11 protein-coding genes, 1 tRNA gene and 1 pseudogene are annotated in these 17,165 nt (G+C 70.4%); 9 read left to right on the top strand and 4 right to left on the bottom strand.

The window, feature by feature from the left end:
• Positions 1–558: 558 nt before the first annotated feature.
• From ABN034_RS28215 to selD, 4 genes are all read right to left on the bottom strand, one after another.
• Positions 559–2,508 carry an ABC transporter ATP-binding protein gene (locus ABN034_RS28215; protein ID WP_349694017.1) on the bottom strand — a complete coding sequence of 650 codons (1,950 nt, stop codon included), beginning with the start codon at positions 2,506–2,508 and terminating at the stop codon, positions 559–561.
• Between the two features lie 154 nt (positions 2,509–2,662).
• Complete coding sequence (locus ABN034_RS28220) at positions 2,663–3,544, bottom strand: NmrA family NAD(P)-binding protein (protein ID WP_349694018.1); 882 nt, start codon at positions 3,542–3,544, stop codon at positions 2,663–2,665.
• A gap of 169 nt (positions 3,545–3,713) precedes the next feature.
• A complete protein-coding gene (locus ABN034_RS28225) occupies positions 3,714–5,927 on the bottom strand; it encodes an acyltransferase family protein (protein WP_349694019.1) in 2,214 nt (737 codons plus the stop codon).
• Positions 5,924–6,973 carry a selenide, water dikinase SelD gene (selD, locus tag ABN034_RS28230; protein ID WP_349694020.1) on the bottom strand — a complete coding sequence of 350 codons (1,050 nt, stop codon included), beginning with the start codon at positions 6,971–6,973 and terminating at the stop codon, positions 5,924–5,926. Before selD ends, ABN034_RS28225 begins: the two co-directional genes overlap by 4 nt.
• A gap of 104 nt (positions 6,974–7,077) precedes the next feature.
• Here selD and ABN034_RS28235 point away from each other — a divergent pair.
• The 9 genes and pseudogenes from ABN034_RS28235 (at position 7,078) to ABN034_RS28270 (ending at position 17,159) form a co-directional block, all read left to right on the top strand.
• Positions 7,078–7,172 (top strand) — tRNA-Sec (locus ABN034_RS28235).
• A gap of 71 nt (positions 7,173–7,243) precedes the next feature.
• A complete protein-coding gene (gene selA, locus ABN034_RS28240; RefSeq protein ID WP_349694021.1) occupies positions 7,244–8,551 on the top strand; it encodes an L-seryl-tRNA(Sec) selenium transferase in 1,308 nt (435 codons plus the stop codon).
• Complete coding sequence (gene selB / locus ABN034_RS28245) at positions 8,539–10,500, top strand: selenocysteine-specific translation elongation factor (protein ID WP_349694022.1); 1,962 nt, start codon at positions 8,539–8,541, stop codon at positions 10,498–10,500. The genes selA and selB overlap by 13 nt, the downstream gene beginning before the upstream one ends.
• 981 nt (positions 10,501–11,481) lie before the next feature.
• Positions 11,482–11,685, top strand: coding sequence for a hypothetical protein (locus ABN034_RS28250; RefSeq protein WP_349694023.1), 204 nt, complete (start codon positions 11,482–11,484; stop codon positions 11,683–11,685).
• A gap of 71 nt (positions 11,686–11,756) precedes the next feature.
• Positions 11,757–12,338, top strand: coding sequence for a hypothetical protein (locus tag ABN034_RS34620; protein WP_502879106.1), 582 nt, complete (start codon positions 11,757–11,759; stop codon positions 12,336–12,338).
• A 12-nt stretch (positions 12,339–12,350) separates the two neighbouring features.
• Positions 12,351–15,044, top strand: a pseudogene (gene fdh / locus ABN034_RS28255) (formate dehydrogenase); the annotation flags it as partial.
• The gene (locus ABN034_RS28260; RefSeq protein WP_349694025.1) at positions 15,041–16,012 is read left to right on the top strand and encodes a 4Fe-4S dicluster domain-containing protein; all 972 of its coding nucleotides are present in this window, start codon (positions 15,041–15,043) and stop codon (positions 16,010–16,012) included. The pseudogene fdh and the gene ABN034_RS28260, both read left to right, overlap by 4 nt.
• Positions 16,009–16,944 carry an NrfD/PsrC family molybdoenzyme membrane anchor subunit gene (gene nrfD / locus ABN034_RS28265; protein WP_349694026.1) on the top strand — a complete coding sequence of 312 codons (936 nt, stop codon included), beginning with the start codon at positions 16,009–16,011 and terminating at the stop codon, positions 16,942–16,944. Before ABN034_RS28260 ends, nrfD begins: the two co-directional genes overlap by 4 nt.
• On the top strand, positions 16,941–17,159 hold the full coding sequence (locus tag ABN034_RS28270; RefSeq protein ID WP_349330597.1) for a hypothetical protein: 219 nt from the start codon (positions 16,941–16,943) through the stop codon (positions 17,157–17,159). The genes nrfD and ABN034_RS28270 overlap by 4 nt, the downstream gene beginning before the upstream one ends.
• The last annotated feature ends 6 nt before the right edge of the window (positions 17,160–17,165 follow it).

The raw sequence follows: 17,165 nt of genomic DNA on the forward strand, positions 1-17,165 counted from the left end.
CGCAGCAGATCCGGCGACGCGGCCGCCAACTGCTCGTGCAGGAACCGGTCAGGGGTAATACTTGGTGTCGCGGTCATCGCGAGAACTCCTTCAGAAGCACTGTGGAAGGTCTTCCAAAGGATCACGCAATGACCGCCCTACACGTCTACGACACGCCCATCACCGAGCGCCTGCCGTACACCACTTTGCTGGACGCCACTACTCTGAGCGGCGTGGTCCGTGACCGAGACGGCAATAGGAAGGCCGGAGAGGTGTTCAACCACCACCTTCAGGATGTACTTCGGCAGCTACGTCGAAGAAGAACTCCTTAGCTTTCGTGGGTTTCATGTCCTGGCTCAGCCGGCATCGTAGAGGGATTTCAAGCGAGTCGACCGTCGAGCGGGCACGTTGGTCAACGCGCGCTTCACGGCATGCTGAGTGCCGAACTCGGTGGACGGCTATGCGACGCCCCAGCGCATCACGCTCTGGCGGGCGGCGGCCTTACGTCCGTCGTAGGCCAGGCTCGTTGGCGATCAGCCTGATCCCCTCGGGCGGGCAGCCTCGGGCGCCGGCGAGCAGTTAACCAACGACTGCCGCTCCGTCGGTCGATGCGGCCGGTGCCCCGGGCCCGGTCTCCTCAGCGAGTGCGGCCGACCCGTTCGGCGAGCTGGGCTGGTCGAACTGGGTGCGGTACAGCTCTTCGTACCGTCCGCCCGCCGCGAGCAGCTCGGTGTGGGTACCGCGCTCCACGATCCGACCCTCCTCGACCACCAGGATGAGGTCGGCCGCACGGACCGTGGACAGCCGGTGCGCGATCACCACGGCGGTACGGCCGGCGAGCGCCTCCCCCAGCGCCGCCTGCACAGCGGCCTCCGATGTCGAGTCGAGGTGGGCGGTCGCCTCGTCGAGGATCACCACCCGTGGCCGGGCAAGCAGGAGTCGGGCGATGGTCAGTCGCTGGCGTTCGCCGCCGGAGAGCCGGTAGCCGCGTTCGCCCACCACCGTGTCGAGCCCTTCGGGCATGGCGGTGATGAGCTCGTCGAGGCGGGCCCGCCGCAGGACGTCCCAGACCTCGTCCTCCGTCGCCTCGGGCCGGGCCAGGAGCAGGTTCGCGCGTACGGACTCATGGAACAGGTGACCGTCCTGGGTCACCATCCCCAGCGTGTCGCGGATCGAGTCGGCGGTCAGATCACGGACGTCCACCCCCGACAGGCGTACGGCCCCCTCCTCGACGTCGTAGAGCCGCGGGACGAGCTGCGCGATCGTCGACTTGCCGGCACCGGAGGAGCCGACCAACGCCACCATCTGTCCCGCCTCGGCACGGAACGACACGTCGTGCAGCACCTCGACACCGCCGCGCTGGTCCAGCTTCGCGACCTCCTCGAGGGAGGCGAGCGACACCTTGTCGGCCGACGGGTAACCGAAGTGGACCCCATCGAACTCCACCGACACGGGACCGTCGGGCACCTTCCGCGCGCCGGCCTTCTCCGCGATCAGTGGCTTCAGGTCGAGCACCTCGAAGACCCGCTCGAAGCTCACCAGGGCGCTCATCACCTCGACACGGGCGCTGGCGAGTGCGGTGAGCGGTGCGTACAGCCGGGTGAGCAGCAGGGCGAGTGCGACCACGGCGCCGGGATCGAGCTGTCCGCGCAGGGCGTAGAACCCGCCGACGCCGTAGACCACGGCGAGCGCGAGGGCGGAGACGAGGGTCAGCGCGGTGATGAAGATCGTCTGCACCATGGCCGTGCGTACGCCGATGTCGCGCACCCGCCTGGCCCGCTGGGCGAACTCGGCGGACTCCCGCGACGGCCGGCCGAACAGCTTGACCAGCGTGGCGCCGGGTGCGGAGAACCGCTCCGTCATCTGCGTACCCATCGCGGCGTTGTGGTTGGCCGCTTCGCGTTCGAGCCGGGCCAGGCGGGTGCCCATCCGTCGGGCGGGAAGGACGAACACTGGCAGGAGTACGAGAGAGATCAGGGTGATCTGCCACGACAGCCCGAGCATCACCACGAGGGTGAGGACGAGTGTCACGAGGTTGCTCACCACACCGGACAGCGTGTCGCTGAACGCCCGTTGGGCGCCGATGACGTCGTTGTTGAGCCGGCTGACGAGGGCGCCGGTGCGGGTGCGGGTGAAGAACGCGATCGGCATCCGCTGGACGTGGTCGAACACTGCCGTGCGCAGGTCGAGGATGAGACCCTCACCGATGCGGGCCGAGAGCCACCGCGTCGCCAGCCCGAGTCCGGCCTCGGCGACGGCGATGGCGGCGATGAGGCCGGCCAGTCCGAGCACCAGGGTGATCGACCGGCCCTGGAAGATCGCGTTGACGACCCGGCCCGCGAGCACGGGCGTCGCCACCGCCAGCGTCGCGGTCACGATGCTGAGCACCAGGAACCGCACCAGCTGGGCACGGTGCGGGCGGGCGAATCCACCGATCCGGCGCAGCGTCGCACGGGAGAACGGGCGTCGGTCGTCCTGTGCGTTCATCGCGTGGTAAAGCGACATCCACGCGGTGACTTCCATGTCCATGCGTACTCCACCTGTCGGGGTTCTGCGTTGATCGTCGAACTGCTGGGCTCGGACTACTGCTACCTGGGCTGTTGGCGGACCGCTGTTGACGGACCGCTGTTGTCGGACCGCTGGGCGGTCTGCTCGCTCCTCGTACCTGCTCTGACCGCCTGGACTAGCGAAAGTCATCGGCGTGGTCGATCGCCCACTGACGGTAGGTGAGAGCCGGCGCTCCTGTGAGGTCTTCGACCGCAGGGGTGACCTGTTCGGGTGCCGTCACCATCTCGGCGTGGGCGTGCAGAATGCCATCGACCACCGACACCGGCCATCCGTCCGCGAGGTACTGGGCCCGGGCGTCCTCGGAGGAGATCTCCTCGAAGCGCAGCGACCGGCCGATGACGTCACCGACGATGCGGACCCGTTCGCGGGTGGTGAGCGTCTCGGGGCCAGTCAGGACGTAAGCCTTCCCGCGGTGGTCCGGGTGGGTCAGCGTGTGGGCGGCGACGGCGGCGATGTCCCGCTCGTGGATGACCGACCTGCCGGCGTCGCCGAACGGAGCGCGTACGACGCCTTCCTCATGGATCTGCGCCGCCCACCCGAGATCGTTGCTCGCGAACCCTCCCGCCCGCAGGAAGGTCCACTCCAGTCCGTCCGGTCCGTCCAGTCCGGCCTCCTCGATCAGCCGCTCGAGATCGGCGTGAAACTGCGTGATGGGGTCGGACTGGCGCGCACGTTCCCTTCGTACGCCCGAAGCGGACAGGTAGACGACCCTGCGGACTCGCTTCTCGACCAGCGCCTCGAGCACGCCTGGCGCGGCGTCGGCGGTGAGGAACGGCCAGACCAGGAACGCCGCCGATACGCCCTCCAGGCTGCCGGCGAAAGTCTCCGGCGCGGACAGGTCACCCTCCACGACACTCGCGCCGGCCGGTAACGCGGCAGCGTGCGGATGGCGGGTCAGTGCGCGGACGCTGGCACCGGCGTCGATCAGCTGCGTGACGACGTTTCGTCCCACCTTGCCGGTCGCGCCCGTCACCAGGATCGCGGAGTCTGCCGTCATCGTTCCTGCCCTTCCCCGCTGGCGGGATCTGGTACCCGCGCTCGGAACCGTCCGTGCGTGGCAGGCTCGACACTAGAACCTCAACCATTCTTGAGGTCAAGGTCGCGGATTCGGGGCCCAGGCATCCGATGCGGAGAAGTGGTTGACCCATGGACGCCTCGGTTGACCACTACTCCGCAGTGGATGATGTCCGGCCGCCGATCGCCTGCGCCATCGCCCGGTCGAGCCGCGGGGCGAGCGAACGTGCGTAGGTCGCCGTGATGTGGTGAGCGTCCCGCCAGACGATCATGGTCCCGATCACGGGGGCGCATCGCGGCGCCGGGCAGACGTCATCGGTCAGATCGACGAGGTCCACGCCGGCGAGCCCCTCGGCGGCACGGATCTGGTCGTCGGTGGACATCGCCATCGCACGCTCCCTGGGTACCGCGCACGCGGCAAGGTCACGAGGATGCGCGGAGAGGCAGTCGGGTACGTCGATGTTCACCCTCGGCGTATTCCGGATGACGACGAGCGGCACACCCGCCGCGCGGACCGCCTGCCAACTCCGCCGCAGCCCGGAGACGTACGCCGGCCGGCTGGCCTGTGGGTCGAGGATCGACCCACCGCGTACGACCTGATAGTTGGTGTCGCTGCTCGTCACCACCAGGTCCGGCCGGTCGGGGCCGGTGAGCCGCTGGAGGAGCTTGGCGTTCCAGGCGGTGCAGGCGGGGTACGGAACAGCCGGCTCGCCGACTCCCACCTCGACGTCGAAGAATCCGCAGGCAGACTTCGTGTAGGTCTCCAGCCGCCACCCGTGGCGTGTCGCGATGGCCGCGAGGGCCGGCTGCCACTGAGCCGCGTGGGAGTCGCCGGCGAGGACCATCACCTTGTCCGACCCCAGATCGCCGTACGCACAGAACTGCAGCTCCGCGCTCGGCTGGTCCTGATGGCACTGCGGGCGGTAGATCGGGCCCTTGTCCTCGCGTGCCTTCAGGGGGTCGAGGGTGATCGAGGTCGGCTCGTCCTGCGGTGGAGGCTTCGCGGTCGGACGTTTGCTGGTCTCGGCGAGCGCCTGTGTCGCCGGTCTACTTCCGGCACTCGCGGTGACCTGCGGCGGAGGCGGGACAGCCGCGTGGACAACCACAGCGCCGGCCACGCCAGCCGCCGTGCACGCCGCCCCCATCAGCAACGCGCGCCGGGGCACGGCGACCAGGCGTCCGGAACGCCGCACCGGCGACTCGACCAGCCGGTAGGTCAGCCACGCCGGCACGAACGAGAGGCTGACGACAAGGATCCCTTCGACGACCGACAGCGCGCCCCAGGCCGCCTCGGCGGCGACGAGCAGCGGCCAGTGCCAGAGATAGAGGGAGTACGACAGAGCCCCGACCGCGCGCATCGGGGCGACAGACAGGAACCGCCCGACGCCTCTCCCGTACCCCGCCGCCCCACCAGTCCCCGCCGCGTTCCTGCCACGCCCCGCCAGGCCGGCCATGATCACCAGGGCGGCGCCGACCGTGGGCAGCAGCGCGGCGTACCCCGGAAACAGCGTCGAAGAGCCATAGGCCAACGCCGCGACCACGATCGCGAACACGCCCAACCATCCCGCCCAGACCATGGCCGCCCGAGGCAACCGGCTCAGCCGGACGGCCCCGATCGCGAGGGCCGCGCCGATGGCGAGCTCCCATGCGCGCGTGGTCGACACGAAGTACGCCCGCCCCGGCTCCACCTGCGTGAGGCTGACCGACCACACCAGCGACGGCAGGGCGACGATCGCGAGGCCCGCGAGCAGGGTGCGGTCGAGCGACCATCCCGTACGCCGGTGCCACCAGACCAGCGCCAGCAACACCAGCGGCCACACCAGGTAGAACTGCTCCTCGACCGCGAGGGACCAGAAGTGTTGGACCGGGCTCGACGCCTGCTCCGACGCCATGTAGTCGACGGCCTGGTCGGCGAGGCGCCAGTTGACCGCATACAGCGCGCTGGCCGCCAGATCGCCCGCGACCCCGCTCCACCGGATCGGAGGGAGCGCTGCCACGGTGAGCGCAGCGACGGCTGCGAGCACGACCGCGGCAGCCGGGAGCAGCCGCCTCGCCCGCCGCGCATAGAACCTCGCCAGGCTGAGCCGACCGGTCGTACGCACCTCCCTGACGATCAGGCCGGTGATCAGGAACCCGGAGATCACGAAGAAGACGTCGACGCCGACGAACCCCCCAGAGACCGCTGGGACCCCGGCGTGGAACACCAGGACGAGGAGGACGGCGAGACCCCGTAGCCCTTCGATGTCCCCCCGGAAACCGGACACCGCCCGCTGCGTCTCCCGGTGTTGCGCGTTCCTCATCTCCCGGTGTTGCGCATCCGTCATCCGGAGTGGCGCGTCCGCGTCCCGGTGGTGTGCGTCGTTCATCGGACGCTGAGGATGTGCTCGCCTCGCGGCACGAGCTCGCCGATCACGGGAGCGCCGGAGATTTCGCCGGCGAGGAGCAGTCCACCCGAGGTCTGGGCATCGGCGAGCAGGAACGCCTCGTCGGCATCGACGCCGTGCAGGTCGGCATGGGGTGCCACCCAGTCGAGGTTGCGCTTCGTACCGCCGCTGACGTAACCGTCGCGGACGGCCTCCCGCGCACCCGCCAGATAGGGCACGGCGGCCGCGTCCACGACCGCGCTCACGCCACTGGCCCGCGCGAGCTTGTAGAGGTGGCCCAGGAGACCGAAGCCGGTGACGTCGGTACCGGCGCGGACGCCGCCTCCTACCGCCGCCTGTGCGGCGGCCGCGTTGAGCGTGGTCATGGTCGCCACCGCTTCGTCGAACCGTTCGCCGGTCGCCTTGTGCCGGGCGTTGAGTACGCCGATGCCGAGGGGCTTGGTGAGGGTCAGCGGCTGTCCGGGCCGGCCGGCGTCGTTGCGGATCAGACCCGCCGGATCGGCGAGCCCAGTGACCGCCATGCCGTACTTCGGCTCGGGGTCGTCGACACTGTGCCCACCGGCCACGTGGCAGCCGGCCTGCGCCGCGACCGCGAGACCGCCACGGAGCACCTCGCTCGCCAGCTCGAACGGAAGAACGTCACGGGGCCAGCCCAGCAGGTTGAGCGCGACGACCGGCCGGCCGCCCATCGCGTAGACGTCGGAGAGCGCGTTGGCGGCGGCGATCCGGCCCCAGTCGTACGCGTCGTCGACGACGGGCGTGAAGAAGTCGGTCGTCGCGACGATCGCGAGGCCGTCCTGGATGCGGACCACCGCGGCGTCGTCGCCGGAGTCGAGACCCACCAGCAGCTCCCCCGGCGGTTCAGCGCCGCCGCTGGCCCCAACACCACCGCCCGCGAGCCCACCACCCGCGAGCCCACCGCCCGCAAGGCCGGCAACGATCTCCTCCAGCTCGCCGGGAGGGATCTTGCAGGCACACCCGCCGCCGTGGGCGTACTGCGTCAGCCGGATCGCCTGAGTCGCCGTCATGTCCCACCTGTCCGTTCGATGTCCGCTGACAAACATCCCCCGGCCGGGGCGCGTATGCGACGAGCCGCCCACCTCTGCCTGCCAGGATGACGTACATGCTCCGAGGAGGCGTCTCCGGCCTGGTGGCCGGCACGGTCTTCAACACCGATGAGCGGCAGGATCTGTCGCTGGCGGGTTCGATTCCCGTCCGCCTCCGCCACGTCACCCAGCGTCATACCCCGAGTGGCACAGCACCCACCCGTCCGCGACTCGCGACCCACCCTGACCGCGATGACTGACCCGCGCCGACGCATCCCCGCCACCGGTCTGGTGCTCGACGACCCCCGGGTCGCCGGGGCCGTCGAAGCCCTGGGCCGGCCGGCGGTGAAGGCGACGGTCACCGAGGTACAGCGCCGGGCCCGGGCGGGCCAGGTGGCGCCGGAGGACGTCGTCGACGTCGTCCTCGCCGCGCTCCCACGACACACCACCTCCCTGCGTACGGTCGTCAACGCCACCGGCGTGATCGTCCACACGAACCTCGGTCGGGCCGCGCTCTCGGCCGCCGCCCGCGAGGCACTCCAGGTCGCGGCAGGACCGACGGACGTGGAGTTCGACCTGGCGACCGGCGCGCGCGCCCGGCGGGGCAGGGGCGCTCTCGACACGCTCGCCGATGCCGTACCCGAAGCCGGCGGCGTCCACATCGTCAACAACAATGCCGCCGCGCTGCTGCTGGCCGCGATGACCTTGGCCGGTACGAACGGTGAGATCCTGCTCAGCCGCGGCGAGTTCGTCGAGATCGGTGACGGGTTCCGGATCCCGGAACTGCTCGCGGCGAGCGGAGTCCACATCCGCGAGGTCGGTACGACGAACCGCACGACGCTCGACGACTATCGCCGGGCGATCGGGCCACGGACAGGTTTCGTCCTCCGGATCCATCCGTCGAACTTCGTCATCACCGGGTTCACCGCCGCGCCGACCGTGGACGAGCTGGCGACTCTCGACGTCCCGGTGGTCGTCGACATCGGCTCCGGGCTGCTGCGGCCGCACCCGCGGCTGCCCGACGAGCCTGACGCGTCGAGCACGCTACGAGCTGGGGCGACGCTGGTGACCGCGAGCGGCGACAAGCTGCTCGGCGGTCCGCAGGCGGGCCTGCTCCTGGGCGCGGCCGAGGTCGTCGAGAAGCTTCGGCGGCATCCGGCGGCGCGGGCGTTCCGGGTCGACAAGCTCACCCTCGCCGCGCTCGAGGCGACCCTGCGTGGTCCCGCTCCTCCGGTGGTGGCGGCACTGGACGCCGATCCCGACGACCTGCGGGCCCGCGCCGTGCGGCTTGCGCGCAGCCTCACCGACAGCGGGATCGCGGTCGACGTGGTGTCGTGCGTGTCGGTCGTCGGTGGTGGCGGCGCGCCGGAGGTCGAGCTGGCGAGCTGGGGCCTCGGCGTCCCCGCGGACTGGGCGTCGCCGTTGCGGCTGGGCGACCCGCCGGTGGTCGGCCGGGTGTGGCGGGACCGCTGCGTCCTCGATCTGCGCACCGTCCCCGACGACGCCGACAACCACCTCCTCGGAGCCGTGAAGGCGGCCCACGCGCGGTGTACGTCGTAGCGACCGCCGGTCACGTCGACCACGGCAAGTCGACGCTGGTCCGGCGGCTGACCGGGATGGAGCCCGACCGGTGGGCCGAGGAACGCCGCCGCGGGCTCACGATCGACCTCGGCTTCGCGTGGATGACGCTGCCGGACGGCGGGGAGTTGGCGTTCGTCGACGTACCAGGGCACGAGCGGTTCGTGCCCAACATGCTGGCCGGCGTGGGGCCGGTGCCGGCGTGCGTGTTCGTCGTCGCGGCCGACGAGGGGTGGCAACCGCAGTCCGCCGAACACCTTGCCGCGCTCGACGCGCTCGGCGTACGGCACGGCCTGCTGGTGGTGACCAGATCCGACCTCGCCGACCCCGAGCCCGCACGGGTGGAGGCCTTGGCGCGGCTGGCGGAGACGACCCTCGGCGGGGTGCCGTCAGTCACGGTGAGCGGTGAGACCGGCGCCGGCATGGATCGGTTGGAGCGTGCGCTGGTCGAGCTGACCGAGAGGCTGCCGTGCGCGGATCCCGATGCGGACGTACGCCTGTGGGTCGATCGGGTGTTCAGCGTGCGCGGTGCGGGGACCGTCGTGACCGGCACGCTGGGCGCGGGGACGTTGCGAGTGGATGACGAGCTGGAGCTTGCCTCGGCGGATCCCGACCGCGGTCGGGATCGGGCGCGGGTTCGGGTGCGGGGGCTGCAGGCGCTGGGGCGGGACTCCACCGGGGTGGCAGCAGTGGCACGGGTCGCGGTCAACCTGCGGGGCGTGGAGCGGTCCGAGGTGGGCCGGGGCGCCGCGCTCCTCACGCCCGAGTCGTGGCTCGCCACCGAGGTCGTCGACGTCACCCTGCGGTACGCCGACGATGGAGAGCGTTCCGACCCCAGCGGACCTGGCGCCATTGCCGAACGCCTCGTCCTCCACGTCGGCTCGGCCGCCGTGCCTGTGCGGGTACGGGCGTTCGACGCGACGACGGCACGGCTCTGCTTGGCGCGCCCGCTCCCCCTGCGAACCGGCGACCGTGGACTCCTGCGCGATCCCGGCCGGAAGCGGGTGGTTGCCGGGGTGGTCGTCCTGGACGTACGCCCGCCGGAACTCCGTCGGCGCGGCGCCGCCCGGACCCGCGCCGCCGACCTCGCGGGTGCGATCGGACCTGCGGCCAGTGCGGCCAGTGCGGCCGGTGCGGCCAGTGGGGCCGGCGCCGCCAGTGCAGCCAATGCGGCCAGCGCCGCCAGTGCGGCAGCGCGAGCTGCCGGCCTACCAGCACTCCGCTTCGACCGGCTGGCAACGCTCGTCCTGCGCGACGGCGGCATCGTGAGAGGACAGGAGTTCCTCGTGCGCGGGCTGCCGGCACCTACCGGAGCGACGACACCGGCCGAGGGCTGGTACGCCGACGACTCCCACTGGGCGCGCCTCGTCCGCCAGGCGGCCGACGTCCTGGCCACCTGGACCGCCGCGAACCCGCTCGCCGCCGGTATGCCGGCCGACGCGCTGCGCCAACGACTCGACCTGTCCCCCGCCCTGCCGTCGAACCTGTTTCACGCGCTGGTCGCGGCCGCCGGGCTCGACCTTCGTGACGGCCTCGTCCGCCGCCCGGGCGACGGCGATGGTGATGGTGACGGCCCGGTTCTGCCGCCGCACCTGGAGAAGGCCGTCCGCGCGATCGAGGAGGACCTGGGCGCTGCGCCCTTTGCGTCGCCGGACGCGCATCGGCTCAGCGCCCTGGGCATGGGCACGCGCGAGATCGCCGCCGCCGTACGCGCCGGCCGACTGCTGAGGATCGCCGACGGCGTCGTGCTGCTGCCGAACGCGGACGACCAGGCGCGCGCCATCCTTGCCGATCTGCCCCAACCGTTCACCCTCAGCCAGGCGAGGATCGCGCTCGGCACGACCCGCCGCGTGGCGGTCCCCCTGCTCGAGCTCCTCCAGGCGAACGGCATCACCGAACGCCTCGCGGACGGCACCCACCGCCTCCGTTGACGCGGTTCCGCACACGATTGGGGCCGGGACACGATCGGGCCTCGATCGGGCCTCGATCGGCGACCCGAGCCGCGGCCGGACACGATCGAGTGTGCGCAAACTGTAGGTTTCGCCGTCCAAAACCTACAGTTTGCGCACAGTCACGCCCGAGGTGGCACCGCGCGCCTCCGAACCCAGCTGCCTGTGGACAGCTGCGGCGCGTCCGGTCGGCTTGACGGCATGCTTTCCGACCATGCCGAGAAGGGAGCTGCCCGCCGCACTCCTGACTGGGCCGTTCCGTCTCAGCGACCTTCGTCGGTGGGGATTGCCTGACCAGCTGGTTCGGACCCGACAGTTCCGCCGCCTCTTCCACGGCGTCTACGCTGCGTCCTGCCTGCCGGACACGCTGCGGCTGCGCGTCGAGGCCGCCGCCCTGATCCTGCCGGCCTCGGCGGTGTTCAGCCATCACACGGCCGCCGGGCTCCGTGATCTGCCCGTACCGTCCACCTCGCACCTGCACGTCACCGTTCCGCCAGGCACAGCCGCGCCACGTGGCAACGGGATTCTCGCCCACCGGGCATCCGTCGAGGGCGCGGTCACGGCATCTCGCGGCGTACGAACGACAACACCGGTCCGGACCTTCCTGGATCTGAGTCGGTCGATCGGCCTGATCGACGCCGTAGTGCTGGGAGACGCCATGGTCCGGCGAAGCCTCGCGAGCGTTGGCGAGCTTCAGGACGCCGCGAACCGGGCCTCGGGGCGAGGATCGTCAGCGATCCGGGCAGCGGCTCCGTTCGTCCGCGGGAGAGTCGACTCACCGATGGAGACCCGGGTGCGACTTCTGCTCGCCCTCGCGGGGCTGCCCGAGCCGGAGCCGGGCGTCGAGGTGCTGGACGACCATCGGTGGGTCGCCACGGTCGACCTCGCCTACGCCGCGCAACGGATCGCGATCGAATACGACGGCACCTGCACCGGCTCAGCAAACGCAAGTGGCGGCACGATGTGGCTGCCCGCGAGCTGCTGCGCGACCTGGGGTGGAACGTCATCCTGGTCACAGCCGACGACATCTACGTACGACCGCACGACACGCTCTGGCGGGTGCACGCGGCCCTGGTCAGGCGCGACCACCCGGACGTCCCGCCCGCACTCGACGAACGGTGGCGGAACTACTTCCGGCCTCGCGGACACCTCACCGATCACTGGTAGGCACACCGATCATCGGTCGGCAGGGTTTGCGCCACCGGCCACCGGGAACGTGCGCTCCGGAGGAGGCGATCATGGGCGTACGACAGTGGCTTCGTCAGCTGACGATCAAGGACTGGCCCGTCTATCGACAGCTCACAGGTGCCGACGCGCTCGGCCGGGGGGTCGCGGCGATGTCGGCGAGGACCCGCAGCCTCCGCCCCCGCACCGCCGACGCCGACAAGGTGGTGAGGTCGATCTGTCCGTACTGCGCCGTCGGCTGCGGGCAGAAGGTCTATGTCAAGGACGGTGCGGTCACCCAGATCGAGGGCGATCCCGACTCGCCGATCTCGCGCGGCAGGCTCTGCCCGAAAGGTTCGGCCAGCAAGCAGCTCGTCACCAGCCCGAGCCGCGTCACGAGCGTTCTCTATCGCCGTCCGTACGCAAGGGACTGGGAGCCACTGCCGCTCGAGCGGGCGATGGACATGATCGCCGACAGGGTGCTCAAGACCCGCCGTGACACCTGGCAGGACGAGGTTGACGGGCGCAAGGTCCGGCGGACGATGGGCATCGCCAGTCTCGGTGGCGCCACGTTGGACAACGAAGAGAACTACCTGATGAAGAAGCTCTACACCGCGCTCGGAGCGATCCAGATCGAGAACCAGGCCCGCATTTGACACTCCTCCACGGTTCCCGGTCTGGGAACCTCCTTCGGTCGCGGCGGCGCCACGACGTTCCAGCAGGACCTGCAGAACTCCGACTGCATCCTCATCCAGGGTTCGAACATGGCTGAGTGCCATCCGGTCGGGTTCCAGTGGGTGATGGAGGCGAAGTCGCGGGGTGCGAAGGTCATCCACGTCGATCCGCGGTTCACCCGTACGAGCGCGGTCGCCGACCTGCACGTGCCGCTGCGGGCCGGATCGGACATCGCGTTCCTCGGCGGTCTCGTCAACTACGTCCTGCAGAACGGCCTCGAGTTCCGCGACTACCTTCTCGCCTACACGAACGCGCCCGCGATCCTGCGCGAGGACTTCCGCGACACCGAGGACCTCGACGGACTCTTCTCCGGATACGACCCGGACAGCCGACACTACGACGTCCACACCTGGATGTACGACGGAGCCGAGGAGGTCACGGCGGCGGCCGGGGAGCGCGACGACACCTCCGTGGGCACGACTCACGGCGGGCGAAGGCACCGCGAGGCGGCCCGCGCCGAGACGTACGGAAGCGGCGGCGCCGCACTCACGGCCAAACCGAGCCTCGACCTCACGCTGGAACACGAACGCTGCGTCTACCAGGTGCTGAAGCGACACTTCGCGCGTTACACACCGGAGGTGGTCGAGGAGACCTGCGGCATTCCGGTCGAGCAGTTTCTCCAAGTGGCGCAGGCGATCACCGAGAACTCGGGCCGTGAACGCACCACCGCCTTCTGCTACTCGGTCGGCTGGACGCAGCACACGGTCGGTGTGCAGTACATCCGTACGGCGGCGATCCTGCAGACCCTGCTCGGCAACATCGGCCGGCCGGGCGGCGGCATTCTCGCCCTGCGTGGCCACGCGAGCATCCAGGGCTCGACCGACATTCCGACGCTCTTCAACATCCTGCCGGGTTACATCCCGATGCCGCATGCGCACGAGCGGCTGGATCTCGACACGTTCGTGGCAACCGATTCCGCGCAGGCAGGGTTCTGGGGCAACATGCGCTCCTACGTCGTGAGCCTGCTCAAGGCATGGTGGGGCGACGCGGCGACCGCGGACAACGACTTCTGTTTCGACTATCTGCCGAGACTCACCGGCGACCACGGCACCTACCAGACGGTGATGAACCAGCTCGCCGGTGAGTGCAGGGGCTACTTTCTGGTCGGCGAGAATCCGGCGGTCGGTTCGGCCAACGCGAAACTGCAGCGGCTCGGGATGGCGAACCTCGACTGGCTCGTCGTACGCGACCTGCAGATGATCGAGAGCGCGACGTTCTGGAGGGACGGGCCGGAGATCGAGACCGGCGAGCTGCGGACGGAGGAGATTCCCACGGAGGTGTTCTTCCTCCCCGCGGCGGCCCACACGGAGAAGGACGGCAGTTTCACCAACACCCAGAGGCTGCTGCAGTGGCACCACCAGGCGGTCGAGCCACCAGGCGACGCCCGCAGCGACCTGTGGTTCTACTACCACCTGGGCCGGATCATCCGGGAGAAGCTTGCCGGGTCCACCGATCCGCGTGAGCGTCCCCTGCTCGATCTCACCTGGACCTACCCCACGCAAGGTCCACTTGACGAGCCTGATGCCGAGGCGGTGTTGCGTGAGATCAACGGCGTGGGGCCGGACGGCGCGCTGTCGGCGTACACCGAACTCAAGTACGACGGGTCGACCGCCTGCGGGTGCTGGATCTACTGCGGGGTCTACGCCGGCGAACACAACCACGCGGCCAATCGCCAGCCAGGTCACGAGCAGTCGTGGGTCGCGCCCGGATGGGCCTGGGCGTGGCCGGCGAACCGGCGGATCCTCTACAACCGCGCGTCCGCCGACCCGCAGGGCAGGCCGTGGAGTGAACGCAAACGCTACGTCTGGTGGGACGGCGAGAAGGCGCACTGGACCGGAGCGGATGTCCCCGACTTCGAGCCGACGAAGCCACCCGACTACGAGCCACCCGAGGGCGCGACGGCGCAGGACGCCTTGTCTGGAACGGATCCGTTCATCATGCAGGCCGACGGGAAAGCGTGGCTCTTCGCGCCGTCCGGGCTCACCGACGGGCCGCTGCCGACCCACTACGAGCCGGCGGAGTCGCCGGTCGCCAATCCGTTGTACGCCCAGCAGGCCAACCCGGCTCGCCAGGTCTACGTCGACGGGCGCAATCGTTACCACCCCAGTGGCGGGGAGCCTGGCAGCGAGGTCTTTCCGTACGTCTTCACCACCTATCGGCTCACCGAGCATCACACGGCGGGCGGGATGAGCCGGAGTCTGCCCTACCTCGCCGAGCTGCAGCCCGAGTTCTTCTGCGAGGTGTCACCGGAACTCGCCGCCGAACGCGGACTCACGCACCTGGGCTGGGCGACGATCGTCTCCGCGCGAACCGCGATCGAGGCGCGGGTTCTCGTCACCGAACGCATGAAGCCGCTCCGGCTACGGCGAAGCGATGGCGGCACCCGCACCATCCACCAGGTCGGCCTGCCGTACCACTGGGGACCGAACGGTCTGTCGACCGGTGATGCGGCCAACGAACTGCTGGCGGTCGTCCTCGATCCCAACGTGCACATCCAGGAGTCGAAGGCCGCGACCTGTGACATCCGCCCGGGGCGGCGCCCGCACGGGCAGGCGCTGCTGGACTTCGTGGCGCACTACCGCAACCGCGTGCCGGAGGCGGGAGAGGAATGGGAGGAGCCTTCATGAACGACGGCCACCGACTGTCCGGGCCGCTCCCCGATCCCGCGGCCGACGCGGGCCATCCCGAAGGCCATCCGCCGCGGGTCGGGTTCTTCACCGACACCTCGGTCTGCATCGGCTGCAAGGCCTGCGAGGTGGCGTGCAAGGAGTGGAACGCCCTACCAGAGGACGGTCTCGACCTCCTCGGTCAGTCGTACGACAACACCGGAGCGCTCGGCGCGAGCACCTGGCGGCACGTGGCGTTCGTGGAACAACGCGCACCGGCAATGGGTGGCGCCCCGGTCGATCTCGGCATGCCAGGCATTGGACCGCCGCCACGCTCGGGCGACGGCCGCGCCCGCACGGTAGGCGAGGACGCCGAGAACCGTGCGGAGGGCAACGGGGATGACGACGCCGGTGCCTTGCGGTGGTTGATGTCGAGCGATGTGTGCAAGCACTGCACCCATGCGGCGTGCCTCGACGTCTGCCCGACGGGAGCGCTGTTCCGTACGGAGTTCGGCACGGTCGTCGTCCAGGACGACATCTGCAACGGCTGCGGCTACTGCGTACCTGCCTGTCCGTACGGCGTCATCGACATCCGCGCCGACAACGGCGGCGCATTCAAGTGCACGATGTGCTACGACCGGTTGGGTGTCGGGCTCGAGCCGGCATGCGCGAAGGCGTGCCCGACCGACTCGATCCAGTTCGGACCGCTGGACGAGCTGCGCGAACGCGCCGACCGCCGGGTTGCCGAGCTGCGGGAGCTTGGTGTCGACACGGCCCGCCTCTACGGCGAGCAGCCGGACGACGGCGTGGGCGGAGACGGCGCGTTCTTCCTGCTGCTGGACGAACCGGAGATCTACGGCCTGCCACCCGACCCGGTGGTGACGACCCGCGACCTGCCGTCGATGTGGCGGCATGCGGCGGTGGCCGCTCTGAGCGTGGCGGCGGGCATCGCGGCGTCCTTCGTGGTGACCGCGCGGAGGCGGCGATGAGGCACGGCGAGACTCCGAACGTGCCGGAGGCGGCCACCTCAGCGACGAGTGGCCGGTCGTACTACGGGCGTCCGATCCTCAAGCAACCCGCCTGGAAGACGCCTGACGCCCCGCTCTACCTGTTCCTCGGCGGGTTGGCTGGTGCGTCGGCGACGACGGCGGCCGTCGCCGACCTCACCGGACGACCGGGCCTCGCGCGCGCCGGTCGCTACGTCGCTGCGGCCGGCGCGACGGCGAGTGTGGGCACGCTCGTCCACGACCTCGGACGGCCCGCCCGCTTCCTGCACATGCTGCGGGTCTTCAAGCCGACGTCGCCCTTGTCGGTGGGATCGTGGATCCTGGCACCGTTCTCGGCGGCGGCAACGGCGGCGGCGGTCTCGGCGGCGACCGGTGTCCTTCCCCGGTGGGGCCGTACGGTAGGCATTGCTGCTGGCGCCCTCGGGCCTGCGATGTGCACCTACACCGCCGTTCTGCTGGCCGACACCGCAATCCCGGTGTGGCACGAGTCCTATCGCGAGCTGCCGTTCGCCTTCGCGGGAAGTGCGCTGGCGAGCGCGGGAGGCGCCGCGCTGCTGGCCGCGCCCCCGGCCGACCACCCACCCGTGCGCCGCCTCGTCGTGGTGGGTGCCGCCTTGGAGCTCGCCGCAGTGACCAGGATCGAACGCAGGAAGGACATCACCGCCGAGCCCTACCGCAAAGGACGCGTACGCACTCTGCTGACCGCCGGCCGCGTACTCACCGGTGTCGGCGCCGGGCTGGCTTTGGTCGGGCGGCGGAACCGGGCGTTGTCGGCGCTTGCGGGCGTGAGTCTGCTCGCCGGAGGGCTGTGTACCCGGTTCGGCATCTTCGAGGCGGGGCACGAGTCGGCGCGTGACCCGAAATACGTCGTACGACCGCAACGCGATCGGCTGGCCCGACAGGGTGGCAGATGAGTGAGGACCCCGACCGCCCGCAAAGCGCGTACACACTGCGCCGGGTCCTCGCGGCACTGGCTCTCGTGGGTGGCCTCGCGGGAACGATCGCCTTCGGCAGGGCCGCGGCACGACCGGACGGCACGACCACCGGTGAATGGGTCGCGGCGGTGATCTGCGCCGGAGTCGCCTTGACCGCGCTGATCGATCTGCTTGTCCTGCGGAGGAAACCGTAAGTTCGG

Origin of the sequence: Actinopolymorpha sp. B11F2 (genome assembly GCF_040195635.1) — a bacterium.
GTDB lineage: Bacteria > Actinomycetota > Actinomycetes > Propionibacteriales > Actinopolymorphaceae > Thermasporomyces.

Bases quoted from the DNA above. Each gene is read 5' to 3' on its own strand.
- ABN034_RS28215 (WP_349694017.1), bottom strand. From the start codon at position 2,508: ATGGACATGGAAGTCACCGCGTGGATGTCGCTTTACCACGCGATGAAC.
- ABN034_RS28220 (WP_349694018.1), bottom strand. From the start codon at position 3,544: ATGACGGCAGACTCCGCGATCCTGGTGACGGGCGCGACCGGCAAGGTG.
- ABN034_RS28225 (WP_349694019.1), bottom strand. From the start codon at position 5,927: ATGAACGACGCACACCACCGGGACGCGGACGCGCCACTCCGGATGACG.
- selD (WP_349694020.1), bottom strand. From the start codon at position 6,973: ATGACGGCGACTCAGGCGATCCGGCTGACGCAGTACGCCCACGGCGGC.
- selA (WP_349694021.1), top strand. From the start codon at position 7,244: ATGACTGACCCGCGCCGACGCATCCCCGCCACCGGTCTGGTGCTCGAC.
- ABN034_RS34620 (WP_502879106.1), top strand. From the start codon at position 11,757: ATGGGCGTACGACAGTGGCTTCGTCAGCTGACGATCAAGGACTGGCCC.
- ABN034_RS28260 (WP_349694025.1), top strand. From the start codon at position 15,041: ATGAACGACGGCCACCGACTGTCCGGGCCGCTCCCCGATCCCGCGGCC.
- nrfD (WP_349694026.1), top strand. From the start codon at position 16,009: ATGAGGCACGGCGAGACTCCGAACGTGCCGGAGGCGGCCACCTCAGCG.
- ABN034_RS28270 (WP_349330597.1), top strand. From the start codon at position 16,941: ATGAGTGAGGACCCCGACCGCCCGCAAAGCGCGTACACACTGCGCCGG.